This is a genomic window from Rhodobacteraceae bacterium LMO-JJ12 (assembly GCA_021555075.1).
Taxonomy (GTDB): domain Bacteria; phylum Pseudomonadota; class Alphaproteobacteria; order Rhodobacterales; family Rhodobacteraceae; genus JAKGBX01.
Genome location: JAKGBX010000003.1, coordinates 71296 through 91307, shown reverse-complemented (window position 1 = coordinate 91307; position 20012 = coordinate 71296). Strand labels below are relative to the sequence as shown.

Genomic DNA, 20012 nt, shown 5'->3' with positions numbered 1-20012 from the left:
GGCGAATAAACAACACTACCTGGGAAAAATCCATGTCTCTTGAACTCGTCACCCTGCCCTGCCTCTCAGATAACTACTGTTTTCTCATGCATTGCGCTGAATCCGGCGATACCGCCGTGATCGACGTGCCCGACGCCGCCCCCGTCGCTGCCGAGTTGAAAAAGCGTGGCTGGGATCTCACCCATGTGCTGCTGACTCATCACCACCCAGATCACATCCAAGGCCTTGAAGACCTTCAAAAAGACTGGCCCGACGCCGTGGTGATCGGTGCCGAAGCCGATGCAGGCCGCCTGCCGCCGCTCGATCTCAAGGTCAAGGAAGGCGCGACCATCACCGTCGGCATCGAATGGGTGCGTGTGCTCGAAGTACCGGGCCATACCGTCGGCCATATCGCCTATCACTTCCCCGAAAGCGAAGTGGTGTTCACCGGCGATAGCCTGATGGCGCTTGGTTGTGGTCGCCTGTTTGAAGGCACCCCGCAACAGATGTTCGAAAGCCTGCAAAAGCTCGCCGCGCTCGCCCCGCAAACGGTGGTTTGCTCGGGCCATGAATACACCGCCGCCAACGCCAACTTCGCGCTCACCATCGAGCCGGGCAACACCGCCCTGCAACAACGCGCCAAGGATACCGAAAACCTGCGCGCCGCCGGAAAATTCACCGTGCCTTCCAAGCTGCAACTCGAACTCGATACCAACCCGTTCCTGCGCAGCCATAGTCCCGAGGTGCAGCAATCGGTCGATCTGCCCGGTGGCGATCCGGTCGCCGTCTTCACCGCCGTGCGCAAGGCCAAGGATAATTTCTGAGGTACAGATGACCCAGACAGCCCCCGGCCCGGACAATAAACCACGCTGCACCTGGTGCATCGGCTATGACCCGTTCATCCCCTATCACGATACCGAATGGGGATTTCCGGTCGCCGATGACATCCGACTGTTCGAAAAGCTCTGCCTCGAATCGTTTCAATCCGGCCTCAGCTGGCGCACCATTCTCGACAAACGCGAAAACTTCCGCACCGCCTTCGCGGGTTTCGATTTCAACATCATGGCCGATTTCACCGAAACCGACGTTGAGCGCCTGTTGCAGAATGCGGGCATCATCCGCCACCGTGGCAAGATCGAAGCGGTGATCAACAACGCCGCCCGCGCGCAAGAAATCATCGCCGAATTCGGCTCTCTCGCCCGCTTCATCTGGAGCTATGAGCCGCCAGAAGGCGAAATCGACCCGCCACAATCGCTCACCACTTCGCCCGCTTCGCACGCCTTGTCGAAGGAAATGAAGAAACGGGGCTGGAAATTCGTCGGCCCCACCACCATCTTTGCCTTCATGCAGTCGATGGGCCTGTTCAACGATCATGCTCCCGGTTGCGCCATCCGCCCCGCCGTCACTGCCGCGCGCCAGAACTTTGTGCGCCCCTGACGTGTTTTTTTCCTCCAACCCCCGAAAAACCCGGCAAAATCACAAGATCTTGCTATATTAGGTCTCACTTTCCGGAATTGTGATCTAGAATTCCGAGAAAAACCTTGAAGACTGGCCTCAATCGACCAAACTTTAAGATAATGGGGCCATGATCGTGCGGAGAGTCTTTTTCGCATGGCACAGCAGAAGAAAGGAGCATGGGGAACATGCCTTCATTCTCGACAACGCTTGAGCAGGCAATTCACGGCGCGCTGGCGCTGGCCAATGCCCGCCGACACGAATTCGCAACGCTGGAGCATTTGCTTCTGGCCCTTCTGGACGAGCCTGACGCAATCCGCGTGATGCAGGCCTGCTCGGTCGATCTCGACGAGTTGCGCCAGACATTGGTAGAGTTCATCGAAGAAGATCTGTCCAACCTCGTCACCGAAATAGACGGCTCCGAAGCGGTGCCCACCGCCGCGTTTCAGCGCGTGATCCAACGCGCTGCGATTCATGTTCAGTCCTCCGGGCGCACCGAAGTGACCGGTGCCAACGTGCTGGTCGCCATATTTGCCGAGCGCGAATCAAACGCCGCCTATTTCCTGCAAGAACAGGACATGACCCGCTATGACGCGGTGAATTTCATCGCTCATGGCGTTGCCAAAGACCCCGAATTTGGCGAATCCCGCCCCGTGCAGGGCGCCGACATCGAGGAAGAGGCCCAGATTCCCCCCGAGTCTGATGGCAAGGACAGCGCGCTTGGCAAATACTGCGTTGATCTCAACGACAAGGCGCGCAAGGGCGATGTCGATCCGCTGATCGGACGCAGCCACGAGGTTGAGCGTTGCATTCAGGTGCTTTGTCGCCGTCGCAAGAACAACCCCCTTCTGGTGGGTGATCCCGGCGTTGGCAAAACCGCCATCGCAGAAGGGTTGGCCTATAAGATCGTCAAAGGCGAAACCCCCGAAGTTCTCTCCGAAACCACGATCTATTCGCTCGACATGGGCGCGCTTCTGGCCGGCACACGTTATCGCGGTGACTTTGAGGAACGCCTCAAGGCCGTGATGAACGAGCTTGAAGAGCATCCCGATGCAGTGCTGTTTATCGACGAAATCCATACGGTGATCGGCGCGGGTGCCACATCGGGCGGCGCGATGGACGCGTCCAACCTGCTCAAACCCGCCTTGCAGGGCGGCAAGCTGCGCTGCATGGGCTCGACCACCTACAAGGAATTCCGCCAGCACTTCGAGAAAGACCGCGCGCTATCGCGCCGGTTTCAGAAGATCGACGTCAACGAACCTTCGGTCGATGACACGGTGAAGATCCTCAAGGGCCTCAAGCCCTATTTCGAAGAGCATCACGGCGTCAGATACACCGCCGAGGCGATCAAAACCGCTGTCGAGCTTTCGGCGCGTTACATCAACGACCGCAAGCTGCCCGACAAGGCAATTGACGTGATCGACGAAGCAGGTGCCGCGCAACATCTCGTGGCCAAGGCCAAACGGCGCAAATCCATTGGCGTCAAGGAGATCGAAGATATCGTGGCAAAACTCGCCCGCATCCCACCGAAAACCGTCTCCAAGGATGATAGCGCGGTGCTGAAAGATCTCGAAAAATCGCTCAAACGGGTGGTTTTCGGGCAAGATGCGGCAATCGAAAACCTGTCTTCGGCCATCAAGCTGGCCCGTGCGGGCCTGCGCGAGCCGGAAAAACCCATCGGCAACTATCTCTTCACCGGTCCCACCGGTGTCGGCAAAACCGAAGTGGCGCGCCAATTGGCCGACACACTCGGGGTCGAGTTGATCCGCTTTGACATGTCGGAATACATGGAGAAACACGCAGTTTCGCGCCTGATCGGCGCGCCTCCGGGCTATGTCGGTTTTGATCAGGGTGGCATGCTCACCGATAGTATCGATCAAAACCCGCATTGCGTGCTGCTGCTTGATGAAATCGAAAAGGCGCACCCGGATGTCTACAACATCCTGTTGCAGGTGATGGACCACGGCAAGCTGACCGATCACAACGGGCGCACCACCGATTTCCGAAATGTCATCCTGATCATGACCTCGAACGCGGGCGCCTCGGAAATGGCCAAGGCCGCCATTGGCTTTGGGCGTGACCGTCGCACCGGCGAAGATACCGCCGCGATCGAACGTGCCTTTACGCCCGAGTTCCGCAACCGCCTTGATGCCGTGGTGTCCTTTGCACCGCTCGGCAAAGAGGTGATCCTGCAAGTGGTCGAGAAATTCGTGCTTCAACTCGAAGCTCAACTGCTCGACCGTGGCGTCGCCATCGAACTCTCGCGCAAGGCCGCCGAGTGGTTGGCCGACAAGGGCTATGACGACAAGATGGGTGCGCGCCCATTGGCCCGCGTGATCCAGGAATACATCAAGAAGCCTCTGGCAGAAGAACTCCTGTTCGGCCAACTCACCAAGGGCGGCCTCGTCAAGGTCGGCGTCAAGCGCGGCGAGATCGAGCTTTCCATTGAAGGGCCGCAAAACCGGCGGATCAAGGGCGACAAGCCGCCTTTGCTCACCGCAGATTGAGCGAGGCTCAAAATTGAGCCTGACGCCCGACATTCAGCAAGGCAATCTGGCGCGCATCCCCTGGGTGCGCGCCTTTCTTCTGACAGCCCTGGCTGCGGCAACCATGCTTGTCGGCCTCCCCGCCCGCGCCGACCTTCCTGCGCCCAAGCCCCCCTTGCCCACGCAATCGAACCCGCCGCAACTGGCCCAACCGGTCGGCTGCACCATTGGCGAAACCTGTTACATCCAGAACTACTTCGATGCTGATCCCGGCCCCGCCGCGCGCGACTTTCGCTGTAACCCGCACAGCTATGATGGCCACAAAGGCACCGATTTCGCCGTCGCCACACTGGCCGACATGGCCCGCGGCGTCACCGTCATGGCCGCCGCCCCGGGTCGTGTGCGCGGCACACGAGACGGCATGCAAGACGGCGCCTTCCTCGCCAAACCCGACAGCGTCAAGGATATTGAATGTGGCAATGGGCTGGTGATTGATCACGGGCAAGGCTGGGTGACGCAATATTGCCACCTGCGCAAAGGCAGCCTGCTGGTAAAGCCCGGCCAACAGGTCGAGACCGGCACGCCGCTTGGCCTCGTCGGGCAATCCGGGCTGGCCGAATTCCCGCACCTTCATTTCTCCGTGCGCTATCTGCAAAAGCCGGTCGACCCGTTCAACCCCGATGGGCTTGATGCATGCGCCCTGCCTCCGCCGCGCACACTCTGGCAGGACCACCCTCCAACCTACACCCCCGGCGGCGTGCTTCTGGCCGGTTTCGCCCCGCGCATGCCCGCACTCGAAATCATCCAGAGCGGCGGCGGCACCCACGCCACCCTTCCCGCCGACAGCGCGCAACTTCTGCTCTGGGGATACGTCTTTGGTGCCCGCGCAGGCGACGAAGTGCGGATCGAAATCTCAGGCTCCAACGGCCTTAACTATAGCCGCAAACACATCGTCCCGCGCAATATGGCCATCCTGTCGCGCGGCGCGGCCTGGCGTCGCGCCGGCGCTGCCTGGCCCGCTGGCACTTATACTGGCCGCGTCACCCTTTTGCGCGGCGGTCAGAGCCACAGCCAGAAAATCACCACGGTTGAAATCGCACCCTAAGTCGCACTTCATCTTTCCTGAAATACTCAAATTTGCCATACCCGCCGCACAAACTCCCCTCTCATCCCCTGCTCGACAGAGCCGCGCGAAGGCAGCGGGGAGGCGGGCGGGAGTTGCCCGAGCGTGGCTCTCAAACCGTCAGGGTGAAAAACATCCGCCGGAATGGAAACAAAACCGTCCCATCCTTGCCCCGAGGATAGGCCTTCTCCATGACCTCCTCATAGCGTCTGATCAAATCCGCCTGCTCAACAGGCTCCAGCACGTCGAGAATTGGCCGCGCAAAGGTACTCTCTGTAAAACGGCGTACCGGATGACCGCTCTCATCCGCCCCCAGAACCTGATAATATTCCGTCTCCCACAGCGAAAAACGGCCCAAACCAGCCAGCAAATGAAAATAATACGACGGCTTCATCACAGCCGGAGAGGCCGCCATATCCACCCGGCCGGGAAACATCTCCTCGACAAGCGAATTCCACACCCGATGCGATGGCGCGTTGTTTTGATGCGGCATCTGCACCGCCAGCGTGCCACCCATCGCCAACATCCCTGCAAGCCGCGGGAAAAGCGCCTCGTGCCCCCCCAGCCAGTGCAACGCTGCATTCGAAAAGATAAGCCCCGCGCGTTCGCTCTCCCAGTCGGCGATATCGGCCTCGATCAGAGTGTCATAGGCCCCGCCTTGCCGCGCCTGAGACAGCATCGCCGGGCTCGCATCCACCCCAATAAGGCTGTGTCCGGCAAATCGCTCTTTCAGGCTTGCGCCCATCGCGCCATTGCCACAACCAAGATCAATAACATCCCCGCCGCCCACCGAACGCACCGCCAGCATCAGGTCAAGCGCCGGGCGCGCACGCAAATCCCGGAACCTTGCATAGGCCCCGGGATTCCAGTCTTTTCTGCCGTTCGAACTCATGCCGACGGCTCAGGCTCCATACCACCATCCGCAGGTTTGGCCTTGGCCTTAGGCTTGGTCTTGGGAATTGCCGTGACCGAAGGCGCGCTTCCCGCATCGGGCGTGTCGTCTTCATCCTCACCCTTGTGCGGCGGCTCACCCTTGATCACGCGATTGATTTCCTCGCCGGTCAGGGTCTCGTATTCCAACAGCCCTTCCGCAAGCCGTTCCCATTCCTCGCGGTTGTCATCGATGATCTTCACGGCGCGTTCATAGCCTTCATCGATGATCCGCTTGACCTCTTCTTCGATCAATTCCTTGGTATGGGCCGAAATCGAGAAGCCACCGGCACCACCATTGGGTTGATAGCCCGCCGCCGCTTCCTGATAGTCGATATTGCCAACCTTGTCGGACATGCCATAGCGCATCACCATCGCCCGGGCGAGCGCACTGGCCTGTTGAATATCGCCCACCGGACCGGACGAGACCGAATCAGGACCGTATTTGATGATCTCCGCCGCCTTGCCCGCCATGGTCATGGCCACGCGCTGTTCGGCTTCGTCCTTGAACATCTGAAGCTTGTCCATCTCCGGCAGGCTCATCACCATCCCCAACGCACCACCGCGCGGAATGATCGTCGCCTTGTAAACCGGATCGCATTTATCAAGCTTCAGCCCGACAATCGCGTGGCCCGCTTCGTGATAGGCAGTCTTTTCCTTCTGGTCCTTGGTCAACACCATGCTTCGGCGCTCTGCACCCATCATGATCTTGTCCTTGGCAAACTCGAAGTCTTCCATGGTGACAAACCGCCGCCCGATCCTTGCCGCGGTCAGCGCCGCCTCGTTCACCAGGTTGGCCAGATCCGCGCCCGAAAAGCCCGGCGAGCCGCGCGCGATGATGCGCAGGTCAACATCCGGCCCCAACGGCGTCTTGCGTGCATGCACACCCAGGATCTTCTCGCGGCCCTTGATGTCGGGGTTGTCCACCGTGATCTGGCGGTCAAATCGACCCGGACGCAGCAGCGCAGGGTCCAGAACATCCTTGCGGTTGGTCGCCGCGATGATGATCACCCCTTCATTGGCCTCAAACCCATCCATCTCGACCAGCAGTTGGTTGAGCGTCTGTTCACGCTCGTCATTGCCGCCGCCATATCCGGCCCCACGATGGCGGCCCACGGCGTCAATCTCGTCGATAAAGACGATACAGGGCGCGTTCTTCTTGGCCTGCTCGAACATGTCGCGCACCCGGCTTGCACCTACGCCGACAAACATTTCCACGAAATCCGAGCCCGAAATGGTGAAGAACGGCACACCGGCTTCACCCGCAATCGCGCGCGCCAGAAGCGTTTTACCCGTGCCCGGAGGTCCAACCAACAGCGCACCTTTCGGAATCTTGCCGCCAAGGCGCGAGAATTTCTGCGGGTTTCGCAGGAATTCAACGATTTCTTCCAACTCTTCCTTGGCTTCGTCGATCCCCGCCACATCGTCAAACGTGACACGCCCATGTTTTTCGGTCAGCATCTTGGCCTTGGATTTACCAAAGCCCATTGCACCGCCTTTGCCGCCACCCTGCATCCGGTTCATGAAATAAATCCACACACCGATCAGCAACAGGAAGGGCAGAAGACTCAAAATGAAGGTCTGAAAGCCCGATTGCTCCTGACTTTCGGCCCTCACGGGGATGTTCTTGTCGATCAAAAGATCGGTCACTTTGGCGTCATCCGGGCGGATCGCTACATAATCGTTACCATCTTCGCCACGGAACCGTACCTGTTCGCCATCCAGCGTTACCTGGCTGACCCGGTCATCATTCACCGCTGCGACAAACTCGGAATAGCTTATCTCGCGGCTTTGCAATGTGTTGCCGCCACCTGAAAACAGGTTGAACAATGCCAGGATCAGTAAAAACAGAACGACCCAAAAGGCGATATTGCGTGCATTACCCAAGGACTGTCTCCCATGAAAACTTTGGCCCTGCGCCTAGCACAGTTGCCCTTGGACTAAAATAGAGATCATCGCGGCGCGTTCAATGCGTCATCAGGAATTCTCGGAAATTGGTGCGCTCAGGAACCAAATGAGCGGAATATCCCGCTGCAAACCCTGCCAATGGCGCCGAAATAAGCGTTTCTCCCCACCAAATCGCCGGGCTGGCCTCCAAACTTGCGCGCGCCAAGCCGGTTTCCCGCCACTTCGGGCAGGCGCCCAGCCCATCGCCAAGCTTTCGCGTCTCGCCGCCTTCCACATCCGGGCCAATCACCTGCCAGCGCCCGTCCCACACCCCGCCAATGCCACAAACCTCATCATTCACGGCGCGCGCCTCGCGACAAATCCGCAAGACCCCTGCCTCGGGAATCAGATGACAGCCATGCAACTGGCGCACCTCTCCCGCCGCCACCGCCGCAAGCGCGTCCTCCAGCTGGCTCAGCCGGGGCCGATACGGCGCCGAAGCCACAAATCGAAGCGCCCCGGAGATCAGCCGCAACCGGGTTTCGCGCGGCGCCACGCCGCAAGCCGCAAGGTCGAGCACCACATCGCCGCCTTGCTGTACCGCCGCCTTGTCCGCCAATTGCGCCGCTGCCCAGTTAAGCGCCGTCCGCGCCTCGCCCATCATCCGCGCCGTCCCGCCCAAACGGTCGCGCGTTATCCCCAATTCAGCCAGCCCGCCCAAAAGCTGGCGCGCCTTCACGCGGTCAAACCGCGAATCGTCATTACTCGGATCATCGGCCCAGCCGATCTGCTCGCTGCGCAGGAACGCGCGCAAGTCTTCGCGCGAAAACTCCAGCAAAGGGCGAAGCCAAACCACATCGTCGCGCTTGGTCGTACCCCGCATCGCCGCCAGTCCATCCACACCAGACCCGCGCGCCAGCCGCATCAAGAACGTCTCGGCCACATCATCCGCCGTATGGCCCAGCGCGACGGCATCAAGATCATGCCGCGCCGCCCATTCTCCCAACAAATGATATCGAGCCGCGCGCGCCTCGGCCTGCAAATTGCCGCTGCCATCCCAATCCTGCCAGCGCAGAATATCATGCCTGAGACCAAGCGCACGGGCCGCATCGCCCACCATCGCCGCCTCATCTGCCGCTGCCGCACGCAACCCATGATCGACCGTCGCTACGAACAACAGACACCCTCGCGCCGCGGCCCAGCCATGCACCAGCGTCATCAACGCCATGCTGTCGCCACCGCCCGAAACGGCAACGCCCAGCTTGCGTGGCACGTCTTGTTGTAACAGATCGTCAAATGCGGCGGCAAAGCGCCCGGCAAGACTCACGAACAGCCCAGCCGGGACATTTCCTCGCGCGCCTTGGCTTCCGCCGGATTACCCGGAAAGCGCGTGCCAACTTCGCCCAATGTCACACAGGCCTCGTTGGTCTGATCCAACCGGCCCAGCCCACGACCCAGGTGAAACAACGCTTCGGGTGCCGTCGCGCCGTTGGGTTCCAGACTGAACGCCTCCAGATAGGCGCGCGCCGCCTCGGTCAATTCTCCATCGGCTTCCAGCGCCTGACCCCGGCCCAGATTGGCGGCCGCTGCCATCGGGCTACCGGGGTAGGTTTCGTTGAACGTGGCAAATTTCAACGCCGCATCGGTGTTGTTACCTGCCTCCAACGCCGCCTTGGCCGCATCAAAATCGGCCTGCTCGTTCACCGCCAACTGCGGCGCCGAACTCGGCGTTTGTGTCACCGGCGCGCTCGCCGTGCTGCCCGAAGAACTCGCCCCGGCCGCACCACCAAGCGTCGTGGTTTCCTTCAGCTTGCTTACGTCGCCGCCTTCCGCCTCAACCAGACGGAATTCCAGATCGGCAATCCGGTTGGTGCCATCCTTGACGATGGCATCGACCCGAATTTCAAGCTCCTCCGTCTTGGCCGTCAGGCGCGACAGCTCGCTCTCGATCGCCCCCACCCGGTCCAGAACCGACGACCCGCTTGCCACCCCCGGCGCACTGCCAGAGGTGCTGAGTTCCCGTTTGAGCTTCTGAATCTCCACGAAAAGCACGGTCAGCTCCTGGCGGATATCCGCCAGAGTTTCCTTGTCCTGCGCCAAAACGGGAGCAGCACCGAAACACAGCCCCACAATGGCTGCAATCCCCAAGAGCCTGCGCATCATATCGTCCTTCTCCCGCTCCGCTTATCCGCTCAGACCCGCCGACAGCACAGTGACCGCCCTGCGGTTCTGCTTATAGCAGGCTTCTTCCGAACACACCTCAATCGGGCGTTCCTTACCATAGCTCAAGGTCTTCAGCCGACTCGCCGGAAGGCCGCGCGACATCAGATATTCACGCACCGCATTGGCGCGGCGCGCGCCCAGCGCGAGGTTGTATTCGCGTGTGCCCTGTTCGTCGGCATGGCCTTCGATCACGGCGTTATATTCAACGTTGCTGGTCAGCCAGCTCGCCTGCCCGTCCAGAACCTGCTTTGAAGACTCTTCCAGAGTGTGCCGGTCGACTTCAAAGAGCACCCGGTCGCCGATGGCCTGCTGGAAATAGAGCGGCGATTTGGGATCATTCGCACTGCCTTCGATGATTCCGCCCGTGCCCGCGCCTGCCGCCGTGGCATCGTCGTTTCCGAACCGCCCCGCATCGGTACAGCCTGCAAGGGCAAGAGCCGCCACAATCATCAGCGGTTTAGCAAGATAGGTCATTGTCTCGTGCCTCGTTCTTGTTTTCTTTATCACTATCTACCACAGCGCGCGCGGCATGGGAATCTCCTCCGCGCGTCTGCGCAAATCAATGCCGGTGTAAAATCCCTCAACACACCGCGCGCTCCCTCATTTCTGCAACGGGCTCCACGACGGATCAGAAGCCCCGCCCGGCGTGCGGACCTTTTTCAGCGTCCGTCCGGTAATATCCACGCGATAGAGGCTGGCGACGCCGCCCGACCCTTCTGTTTCGCGGGTAAACATGATGACCCGCCCGTTGGGCGACCAGGTCGGCCCCTCTTCGCGAAAAGATGCGGTCAACAAACGCTCGGCGCTGCCATCGGGTTTCATAACCCCGATATGAAACCGCCCATCAACCTGTTTGGTAAAGGCGATCAGATCACCACGCGGGCTCCAAACAGGCGTGCCATAGTTGCCTTTTCCAGTGCTGATCCGCTGCGAATCTCCACCATCCGCACTCATCACATAAATCTGTCCCGGACCCGAACGATCAGATTCAAAGACGATCTTGCTGCCGTCCGGTGAATAGCTCGGCGCAGTCTCAATCGAAGGCGCTGAATTCAACCGGGTCTCGACACCGCTGGCAATATCCATCGAATAGATATCAGTATTACCACCCGCCTCCAGCGAAAAGACGACCTTCTGCCCATCGGGGCTGAAACGCGGGCCGAAACTCATCGTTCCCTCGCGGCTTTGCAACACGCGACGCCCGACATTGGCCACATCCAGCACATGGATTTTCGGCGATCCGCTCTCGAAACTGGTGTAAAGCACCCGGTCACCCGTAGGCGAGAAGCGCGGCGTCAGCACGATGGCGCTCGAATCAGTAAGATACTGCACATTCGCCCCGTCGTAATCCATGATCGCCAACCGCTTCTTGCGATCATCCTTGGGGCCGTCCTCACTGACAAATACCACCCGGCTGTCAAAATAGCCGCCCTCGCCGGTGATCCGCTCATAAACCGCGTCAGCCACCTTGTGCGCCATCCGCCGCCAGCCGTCGGCTGTGCCGGCAAATTGCAGCCCCGCACCCATTTCCTGTCCCGAGAACACATCCCAGACCCGGAATTTCACCGTCAGGTTTTGCCCCGCCACGCTAACCGCGCCAGTGATCAGCGCCTGCGCGTTAATCGCCTTCCAGTCGGCAAATTCAACCGGCGACGAGAAACTGGTGATCTGGCTGATGAAAGCCTCGCTGCCAATCTCGCGAAACAGTCCCGTGCCACTCAGATCCTCGGCCACCACGCGGGCAATATCCTTGGCCATCTGCGCCGAGCCGCCGTTCTCCGGCACAAAATCCGGCACTGCAAAAGGCAGCGGTTCCTGCACCCCGTCGGTTATCTCGATTCGAAGCGGTCCCTGCTGGCTCAGCGCGGGCAAACCCCAAGCGAGCAACATCACCAAAACAGCACTTAAAAACCTGGTGTTCATCTCAGCCTCATTTCCTCTGGGTTGAACGTTATCTCAATTTCACGCCAATTCTCGTATTTCTCTTCGGGCAGATCAAACCCGCCACGCCCACACGAGATCACCGCCGTGCGCGCATTGCGAAAGGCCACATCAATCGCCCGCTGATCGCCACCCCGCGCCGATACAAACTTCGGGCTCGCCGCCAGCGTTCCATCACGGTTAAGCGCAACCGACACCACCACCGTCACCTTACCCGATGCCGCGCCAAGGTCGACTGTCCAGCATTCTGAAATGGCGTCAATCAGCCCATTTTCTTCGCCTTTCGTCAACGGATCGGCGCCGCTCTGCCCCGTGGTGCCGCTCTGTGACGCCTCGCTTTCTCCGCCCGCCATGGCTTCCGCCAGCGCCGAGTTCACCGCGCTTGCGGTGCTACTACTGGCTGTCTCTGTCTCTGTCTCTGTCTCTGGCTTAGGCGCAGGTGCCGCCCGTTGGGGCCGCGTTTGCGGACGTTTGGAAGTCTTGGGCGCCGAACTCACCTCATCCTTGGCTTCCGGCACGATCTCGCTCACCGCCTCTTGGGGCGCCGTGGCCTTCTCATCGGGTTGCGGTGTTTCGCTGGTCTGGCTCTGGTCGGCCTCCTGACGCACCACGGGATCCACCTGCGCATCCGGCTCAGGCGGTTTGGCCACCGGCTTTGGCGCCACCCGCTCGGCGGGGCGCGCCTTGGGTCGCGCGCTTTCCTGTGGCACCAACACAGCCACGTCCTCGCTTGGTGGAGGCGTAATTTCTGGCGGGCGATCCTGCACCTCTGCAGGCTCGGGCGCGCGTGTCACCGGCTCGGGTGTAATATCAGGTTCTGGAGTTTCGGCCACCTCTGGTTCGCTCTGCTCGGGCGGCGTGTCTTCGCTCTGGCTCACATCCGGTGCGGCCGGGCTATCAGGCGCAGGTGCCTCGGGCATGGCCACCTCGGTCACGGTTTCCGGCGCGCCCTGTGTCGCCAGCATCGCCTCGAAATCCTCTGTGCTGATCACTGCCACATCGGTCACCTCAAACGGCAAGGGTTCAGACAGGAAGTTGCCGCCAAACAACATCCACCCGATGAGACCCACATGCCCCACACCCGATATGATCTGGCCCAGCTGCATCGGAGCCTCAGTTTCCGCCCTCGTTGAGCTCTGGTCCGCCCGCGTCCGTCACCAGGCCGATATTGCTGAACCCGCCGCGATTGAGCGCGCCCATGACCTGCACCACCTCGCCGTAAGACACGGCCCCATCAGCGCGCAGGAAAACACGATCACTGGCGCGTTCCGCCGCAATCGCCCTGAGCTTGCCCAGCAACTCCTCGCGTGCAACCTCGGTGCGCTGCACCATCACCGCGCCCTCGGCGGTGATCGTCACTGTCAACGGCTCTTCGGCTTCGCTCGGCAACGCGTTGGCCGCGGTCTTCGGCAATTCCACTGGCACGCCCACCGTCATCAGCGGCGCCGCCACCATGAAGATGATCAACAGCACCAGCATGACATCAACGAAGGGCGTGACGTTGATCTCGCTCATCGGCGTGGCGCGCCCACCGCGGCGACGGCGGCGTGATCCGCCCCCGGCACCGCTCGATTTGATAACACCTGCTCCCATGGCTCAACTGTCCAACTGACGGCTGAGAATGGTGGCAAACTCGTCGGCAAACGCCTCGTAACCGGCAATGATCCGATCACTGTCCGCGCTCAGCTTGTTATAAAAGATCACCGCCGGAATAGCAGCCAGTAGGCCAAGCGCCGTGGCCAGCAATGCCTCGGCAATCCCCGGCGCAACAACCGCAAGATTGGTGTTTTGCTGCTGTGCGATTTCAACAAAGGCGTTCATGATCCCGACAACCGTACCGAACAGGCCGACAAAGGGCGCCGTCGACCCCACGGTGGCCAGCACCGGCAGACCGCGCTGCAAACCTTCGGCTTGCTTGGCGATGGCCACATCCATGCTGCGATCAATCCGCGCCTGCGCGCCCGCGATCAACTCACCTCCGGGTTTATGCGAGCGCCGCCACTCGATCATACCCGCAGCAAACACCTTTTCGGATTGCCCCTTTGGGTCGGCACCGATCTGCTCGAACAGCTGATCAAGCGGCTCGCCGGACCAAAAGGCGCGGTCGAACTTGGCCGCCTCGGCATGGGCCTTGCGATAGTTGATCAGCTTTTGAATAATGATCGACCACGACCAGAACGAAGCGACAATCAGCAGGATCATCACAAGTTTTACGGTAATCGTGGCGCGCGCGAATAGGGCCCATAAAGAGAAATCAATCTCCTGCACCAGGGCAAGTGTTTCTGTTTCCATCTGCCTGCTCTTCTTGTTGTCCGGATCGTCGCCGGTGACCGTTTTCGGCCTTCTTTACAGGCAAACTAGACGATCTGAAGGGGAAAACCAACAAGATCGGCCTCACTTCCGCTTGATTTCGCTATCGTGGCGTCTTGCCCAAGCGGAAAACCGCCTTTCCGATCACAATTTCAGCCCGGTTCATGCCACTTTGGCAACCGCACCGGCTTGCCGCCTGTGGTCATGCAGATCACGGTGACCATGGCCCGAAACAACACCTGATCGCCGCGTTTGACCTCCTGGCCCATGACCATGCGCACGGGCTTGAGGCTCTCGATCCAGGTCTCGACCACCAACTCATCATCAAGCTTTGCGGGAGCAAGGTAATCCGCCTCGATCCGGCGCACGGCAAAGACAATCCCGTCGCGCTCTTTCATGACGTTCTGATCAAGACCCACCTCGCGCACCCACTCGCTACGGCCCCGCTCAATATAGCGCAAGTAATTGGCATAATAGACAATACCGGCCATGTCGGTATCTTCATAATAAACGCGGATCGGAAGCTTGTAGATCATGAACCGAGCCTAAGCCGGGCGCGGCGCGGCTTCAAGCACTGTCGCGAATGCGCAGAGGTTTTGCGCCACCTTCGGTGTCGCCCGGGGGCGCCTCGCTTCGCTCGGCGCCAGCGCATTGAAACCGCAGTCAAAGATCTGTGACGGCTGCGCATAAACCACGGTCTGGAAGTGGATATTTTTTGCAAGATGAAAAGGCAGGGCGCTCCAGAACTTCCTCTGACCATAAATATCCGATCCCCGCGCCACCTCGCACAGGAACGCATTAGGAAAAACGCCCCCGATTCGCCCCTTCAGTACACACCGATCAGTGCGCAGGCTGACCGCTCCCTTTTCGGTGGCGGGGCGGGTGGGTGGGCGCCGCCGAAAAGGGAGCGGCGCTCAACTCAGATGAAACTGACGAATTTAGAGAACGGCATCTCGCGCAGACGCTCGCCTGTCGCGGCAAAGATCGCATTGGCCAGGGCGGGCGCGGCGGGCGGCACCGGGGGTTCGCCGATCCCGCGGATTTTCGCGCCATTTTCCAAGCCACGCACTTCGATCTGCGGGCATTGGTTGATCCGCATCGCCTCGAAGCTGTCAAAGTTCTCCTGTTCTCTCATGCCATCGGCAAAACTGATCTCTCCCAGCATCGCGTGGCCAAGCCCAAACACCACACCGCCCTTGACCAGCCCGTCAAAATTGATCGGATCGACCACGCGGCCCACTTCTGCGGCAACCCAGACGTTTTCGATCTTCAACCCGTCTTCAGTCACACGAACTTCGACCACTTCAGCGCAGGCCACCCCGAACGAAAGGCTCATCGCGACGCCACGCCCGACACCCTCTTGCGGGTTCGGCCCTGACCATCCGCTCATCTCGGCCACGGCCTCCAGAACCTTGCGCGACGGTTCGTGCGAACAAAGCCGAATGCGCTCCGCCATCGGATCGGCCCCGGCGGCATGGATCAGCTCATCAAGAAATCCTTCATGGAAAAACCCGTTGATCGAAGCACCAACCGAGCGCCAAGAACTCACCGGTGCCAACCCCGGCACACGGTATCCCGTCACCCGGTAATCGGGAATGGCATAGGGCTGATCCCAAGCCGCCTGAATGATCGCTGTATCCGGCCCCGGTATGCTCAAACCCTGACGCTCGCCCATCTGGCTGTCCATGACCGAGGGTGCGGCAACGTGATAATCAAGCGCGCGCACATGACCATCAACTGCGCTGCCCTGCAGCCGTGCCATGCTAATCGGGCGCAGGAAATCCTGCCGCATATCCTCTTCGCGCGAATAGGTCAGCTTGACCGGCGTGCCTTTCATCTGGACCGCAATCTCGGCGCAGCGTTTGACCACGTCATCTTCCAGACGATGCCCGAAACTGCCTCCCATCATCAGCGCATGAACATGCACGTTGTCGGCATCAACCCCGGTGATCTTGGCCACGTTGCTCTGCACCATCCGCGGGATTTGTGTGCCGGTCCAGACATCGACCCGGTCCTCGCCCACCAGAACTGTAGCATTGATCGGCTCAAGCGGAGCATGTGCGAGGTAGGGCGCGCGGTATTCGGCTTGCAGCGCACCGTCCCCCAATGCCGTCTCGACGTCACCGTCATCACGCTGGCGACTGTCATGGTCACCGCCATCAATCGCATCGCCCAGCGCTTGCCAGTGGCCCGCCATCTCAGCCGGAAAAGGCGCAGGCCCCCAACCGCAAACCACCGCATCGGCGCCGCGGAACGCACGCCACGTGTTATCGGCAATCACGCCCACACCGCCAGTGAGTTGCAAGACATCGCTCACCCCGCGTAACTTCATGGCTTCTGATGCATCAAACGACTTCATCTCACCGCCCTGACGCGGGTTCAGCTTGACCGCCGCATAGACCATTCCGTCAAGTTCAAAATCAATGCCATAGCGCTGCATGCCTGTCGATTTTGCAACAATATCAATCCGCTGCATCGGCTTTCCGATTAACCGCCATTCCGACGGCTCGCGCAGCTTCACGCTTGTAACCGGATCAATGCGTGCGGCAATCGGTGCCAACTCCTGATAGGTCAACGCGCTGCCATCGGGCAGGATAACCCGGCCACGTTCGGTCTTGAGCGCGGTCGTGTTGATCCCCGTCTTCTCGGCCGCCGCCGCCTTCAGCGTCTCGCGCGCCACTGCCCCCGCCACACGCAGCTTCTCCCATCCGTCCGGCACAGTGGTCGAGCCACCCGTCACCTGCATCCCGAGAAACTTCATCGGCGCATCCATCACGCCGCGTAGGGTTTCGGCCATAAATCCATCATCGGTCGATGCAAACGGCACCGCCTCGCCACTCAGCGCCGTGTTGTAATAGGCCGCACTCGGCGGGCCGGGATCAACCTTGATCTGATCGAGATCAACATCCAGTTCTTCGGCAATCAACACCGCCTGAACGTGATAAACCCCCTGCCCCTTGTCACCACGCGGCGTGATCAAGGTGATCCCCTCCGCGTCAATCCTGACATAGGGCGTCAGCGCCGCCTCGCCCTCGCCAAGCCCCTCCAACAAGGGGTTCGCCGCAGGGCGCTTATACATTACATAGCCAAAGGCCACGCCGCCCACGATAGCAGCAGATCCAAACAGAAACGTGCGGCGGGCGATTTTTCCAGCGCGGCTCATTGTGTGCTCTCCCTCAAACGGGTCGCAGCGGATTTCACCGCCTCGCGGATGCGCGGATACGTGCCACAGCGGCAGAGATTGGCGCTCATCGCCTCATCAATCTCGGCGTCCGTCGGCTCGGGTGTCTCGGCCAGAAACCCGGCAGCCAACATGATCTGGCCGCTCTGGCAATAGCCACATTGCGCCACCTGATGTTCGATCCAGGCTTCTTGCACAGCATGAAGCGCGGCCCCGGCTCCCAACCCTTCGATGGTTGTCACCTCGCCTGTCACATCCTCGGCAAACACCTGACAGGACTTCACTGCCTCACCATCAATATGCACCGTGCAGGCACCGCATTGCGCGATACCACAACCATATTTGACACCCTTGATGCCCAACTCGTCCCGCAGCACCCACAAAAGCGGCATGTCGCCTTCGACATCCACCTCATGCATTGTGCCGTCCACTTTGATCTGCATCTCTCACCCTCATTCACACCTTGGCCCTGCTCTTACTATCTAGGGCAATTCAGCGCGCAAAAAACTTGCAATTTGCGCCAAAGCACATTCAATTGGCGCCAGCCCGCGATATGCATCTGGTTCTCTGAGACATTCGCTCCCCTTTATACGTCCGACACTTCGCCCCACAATCGTCTTTGAACTCCAACAAGGCCCGATATGACCACGCCCGAGACCTACCCTATCGGCCCCCAGATAGCCCAGACAGCTCAGGTGCTCGGCCTCGACATCGCCCGAATTCTGGCGCGGGCCGGGCTGCCCGCAGATTACTTCGATTACGATCAGCGCGGCGTAACCGCCGAGCGATTCTTCGCGATTCTGCGCGCCGTCGAAGCCGAGGCAAAACACCCCGACCTTTCGCTCTATCTGGGGCGGATCATGGCGCGAGGACCAATGCTGCCGGCGATTCATGGCTTTGCCTCAAGCCCAGATATCGCAACCGGTTTCGACCGGTTGGCGGTGTTCAAACCGCTCGTGGCCCCTATTCGGCTCAACTCGAAACGTGACAACGTCGGCCTCACGCTAAGTTGGAACCCACCGCCCGGCATCGCTTTTTCAGCCGGTTTTGCATTTTTCGAGCTGGTCTATTTCCTGGAACTCTGCCGCAGTTTCACCGGCGAACATATCGTGCCTTTGTCGATTGGCGCACCATCGCACGATACACCGACGCTGCGCGATTATTTTGGTGTCGCTTCCCATATCGCTCCGACACCGGAACTGCGCCTCTCAAATGCCGATGCGAACCGGCGAATGATTTTTGCCAACAACGCACAGTACCAGATGATCGCAGCCGATCTGCACCAACAGCTCAAAGCCCGCACCCACCCCCTGCCGATGACCACACGGGTGCAACGAACGCTGGTCGACATCCTACCCGCAGGGGCAGCAACGGTTGATGCAGTCTGCACGCATCTGGCGATGTCACGCCGATCACTCCAGCGCAAGCTGAAGGAAGAGGGCGAAAACTTCCAATCCGTTCTCGAGGCGACGCGTTCCGAACTATCAATGCACTATCTCAAACGCGCAGATCTGAGTGTTCAGGAGATCTCCTATCTGCTGGCGTATCGCGATCCCAATTCCTTCTATCGCGCCTTTCAGGGCTGGACCGGAATGACCCCCGGTCAGGCCCGAGCGAGTCTGGAATGATCGCGGCTCTGCAACGCCACTGGCCGCTTCTGGCCCTGACGGTTGTCGTGGTGGCGCTCTGGTCGACGCCGGTGCTCTTGCCGCTAAAAATTCTCGTCGTCTTCCTGCACGAATTATCACATCTTATCGCGGTTCTTCTAACGGGTGGCAGTGTCGAAACCCTGTCGATCACCCCGCACCAGGGCGGTGCCGTTCTATCGCGCGGCGGCAACCGGTTTCTCACGCTGTCGTCGGGTTATCTCGGCTCGCTCCTCATTGGACTAGGTCTGATTTGGGCCGCACTGCAAAGTCGAGCCGACCGCTGGGTGGTGGCCGGGTTGGGTACATTGCTCCTCGTCGTCGCGGCAATTTATGTGCGCGAACCCTTTGCTTTGATATTCTGTCTCGGCGCGGGTGCGCTCCTGCTTGGAATAGCGCGTTTCCTGCCACACGGGCCCAATGACTTTGCATTGCGACTGATTGGCCTCACGTCGATAATCTATGTCCCGCTCGACATCTTCTCGGACACCTTGGCACGCGCCCACCTGCGCTCGGACGCGCGGATCCTGGCCGAAGAATTCGGCGGGGCCACTGTGCTCTGGGGCGCAATCTGGCTCGGGCTGAGCGTGGTGGCAATCGCAATCGCCCTGCGCGCACTCTTACGGTGAAGTTTTGCGCCGCCTTCGGCGTCGCCCGGGGCGCCTCGCTCCGCTCGGCGCCGATGGTGGAGAGCGTCGTTTCAATTTAGCAGACGCAGCGATCTCGGCGCGGTCAGGATTTGAGTATTTTGGGAAAAATGAAGGGTAAAGAGCGCGCGCTCTGTTAACTCAATTTCGCGGGTTACCATACGGCCCCGTATGTCATACACATAGCAGCCGGACATCAGCCGG

At 60.2% G+C, this 20012-nt stretch carries 18 protein-coding genes; 6 read left to right on the top strand and 12 right to left on the bottom strand.

Annotation, left to right across the window (positions count from 1 at the left end; all coding sequences use genetic code 11):
• Positions 1 to 32 precede the first annotated feature (32 nt).
• The 4 genes from gloB (at position 33) to LZG00_16675 (ending at position 5025) form a co-directional block, all read left to right on the top strand.
• Positions 33 to 803 (top strand): hydroxyacylglutathione hydrolase, encoded by a 771-nt coding sequence (gloB, locus tag LZG00_16690; GenBank protein ID MCF3595631.1) that lies wholly within the window; start codon positions 33 to 35, stop codon positions 801 to 803.
• Between the two features lie 7 nt (positions 804 to 810).
• Entirely contained in the window at positions 811 to 1416 is a 606-nt protein-coding gene (locus LZG00_16685) for a DNA-3-methyladenine glycosylase I (protein MCF3595630.1), read from the top strand.
• A gap of 206 nt (positions 1417 to 1622) precedes the next feature.
• Positions 1623 to 3941 carry an ATP-dependent Clp protease ATP-binding subunit ClpA gene (gene clpA / locus LZG00_16680; protein MCF3595629.1) on the top strand — a complete coding sequence of 773 codons (2319 nt, stop codon included), beginning with the start codon at positions 1623 to 1625 and terminating at the stop codon, positions 3939 to 3941.
• 13 nt (positions 3942 to 3954) lie between these two features.
• Entirely contained in the window at positions 3955 to 5025 is a 1071-nt protein-coding gene (locus LZG00_16675) for a M23 family metallopeptidase (protein MCF3595628.1), read from the top strand.
• Positions 5026 to 5155: 130 nt separating this feature from the next.
• On the opposite strand, the gene LZG00_16670 is transcribed toward LZG00_16675, so the two are convergent.
• From LZG00_16670 to LZG00_16615, 12 genes are all read right to left on the bottom strand, one after another.
• The gene (locus LZG00_16670) at positions 5156 to 5935 is read right to left on the bottom strand and encodes a methyltransferase domain-containing protein (GenBank protein MCF3595627.1); all 780 of its coding nucleotides are present in this window, start codon (positions 5933 to 5935) and stop codon (positions 5156 to 5158) included.
• Positions 5932 to 7860, bottom strand: a complete 1929-nt coding sequence (gene ftsH, locus LZG00_16665; protein MCF3595626.1) for an ATP-dependent zinc metalloprotease FtsH — start codon at positions 7858 to 7860, stop codon at positions 5932 to 5934. The genes LZG00_16670 and ftsH overlap by 4 nt, the downstream gene beginning before the upstream one ends.
• A gap of 79 nt (positions 7861 to 7939) precedes the next feature.
• Positions 7940 to 9187: a tRNA lysidine(34) synthetase TilS gene (gene tilS, locus LZG00_16660; protein ID MCF3595625.1), complete on the bottom strand. Its 1248-nt coding sequence runs from the start codon at positions 9185 to 9187 to the stop codon at positions 7940 to 7942.
• Positions 9184 to 10020 (bottom strand): tol-pal system protein YbgF, encoded by an 837-nt coding sequence (gene ybgF, locus LZG00_16655; protein MCF3595624.1) that lies wholly within the window; start codon positions 10018 to 10020, stop codon positions 9184 to 9186. Before ybgF ends, tilS begins: the two co-directional genes overlap by 4 nt.
• Positions 10021 to 10044: 24 nt before the next feature.
• Positions 10045 to 10557: a peptidoglycan-associated lipoprotein Pal gene (pal, locus tag LZG00_16650; protein ID MCF3595623.1), complete on the bottom strand. Its 513-nt coding sequence runs from the start codon at positions 10555 to 10557 to the stop codon at positions 10045 to 10047.
• A 126-nt stretch (positions 10558 to 10683) separates the two neighbouring features.
• Complete coding sequence (tolB, locus tag LZG00_16645) at positions 10684 to 12006, bottom strand: Tol-Pal system beta propeller repeat protein TolB (protein MCF3595622.1); 1323 nt, start codon at positions 12004 to 12006, stop codon at positions 10684 to 10686.
• On the bottom strand, positions 12003 to 13130 hold the full coding sequence (locus LZG00_16640; protein MCF3595621.1) for an energy transducer TonB: 1128 nt from the start codon (positions 13128 to 13130) through the stop codon (positions 12003 to 12005). The genes tolB and LZG00_16640 overlap by 4 nt, the downstream gene beginning before the upstream one ends.
• 7 nt (positions 13131 to 13137) lie before the next feature.
• Positions 13138 to 13617, bottom strand: coding sequence for a protein TolR (gene tolR, locus LZG00_16635; GenBank protein ID MCF3595620.1), 480 nt, complete (start codon positions 13615 to 13617; stop codon positions 13138 to 13140).
• Positions 13618 to 13620: 3 nt separating this feature from the next.
• Positions 13621 to 14316, bottom strand: coding sequence for a protein TolQ (gene tolQ / locus LZG00_16630; protein ID MCF3595619.1), 696 nt, complete (start codon positions 14314 to 14316; stop codon positions 13621 to 13623).
• Positions 14317 to 14486: 170 nt separating this feature from the next.
• A complete protein-coding gene (gene ybgC, locus LZG00_16625) occupies positions 14487 to 14870 on the bottom strand; it encodes a tol-pal system-associated acyl-CoA thioesterase (protein MCF3595618.1) in 384 nt (127 codons plus the stop codon).
• Between the two features lie 383 nt (positions 14871 to 15253).
• Positions 15254 to 17497 carry a molybdopterin-dependent oxidoreductase gene (locus tag LZG00_16620; protein ID MCF3595617.1) on the bottom strand — a complete coding sequence of 748 codons (2244 nt, stop codon included), beginning with the start codon at positions 17495 to 17497 and terminating at the stop codon, positions 15254 to 15256.
• Positions 17494 to 17958, bottom strand: a complete 465-nt coding sequence (locus LZG00_16615; GenBank protein ID MCF3595616.1) for a (2Fe-2S)-binding protein — start codon at positions 17956 to 17958, stop codon at positions 17494 to 17496. The genes LZG00_16620 and LZG00_16615 overlap by 4 nt, the downstream gene beginning before the upstream one ends.
• A gap of 198 nt (positions 17959 to 18156) precedes the next feature.
• On the opposite strand from LZG00_16615, the gene LZG00_16610 reads away from it, so the two are divergent.
• Both LZG00_16610 and LZG00_16605 read left to right on the top strand, forming a co-directional pair.
• On the top strand, positions 18157 to 19143 hold the full coding sequence (locus LZG00_16610; GenBank protein ID MCF3595615.1) for an AraC family transcriptional regulator: 987 nt from the start codon (positions 18157 to 18159) through the stop codon (positions 19141 to 19143).
• Positions 19140 to 19790: a M50 family metallopeptidase gene (locus LZG00_16605; protein MCF3595614.1), complete on the top strand. Its 651-nt coding sequence runs from the start codon at positions 19140 to 19142 to the stop codon at positions 19788 to 19790. The genes LZG00_16610 and LZG00_16605 overlap by 4 nt, the downstream gene beginning before the upstream one ends.
• Positions 19791 to 20012: the final 222 nt, after the last annotated feature.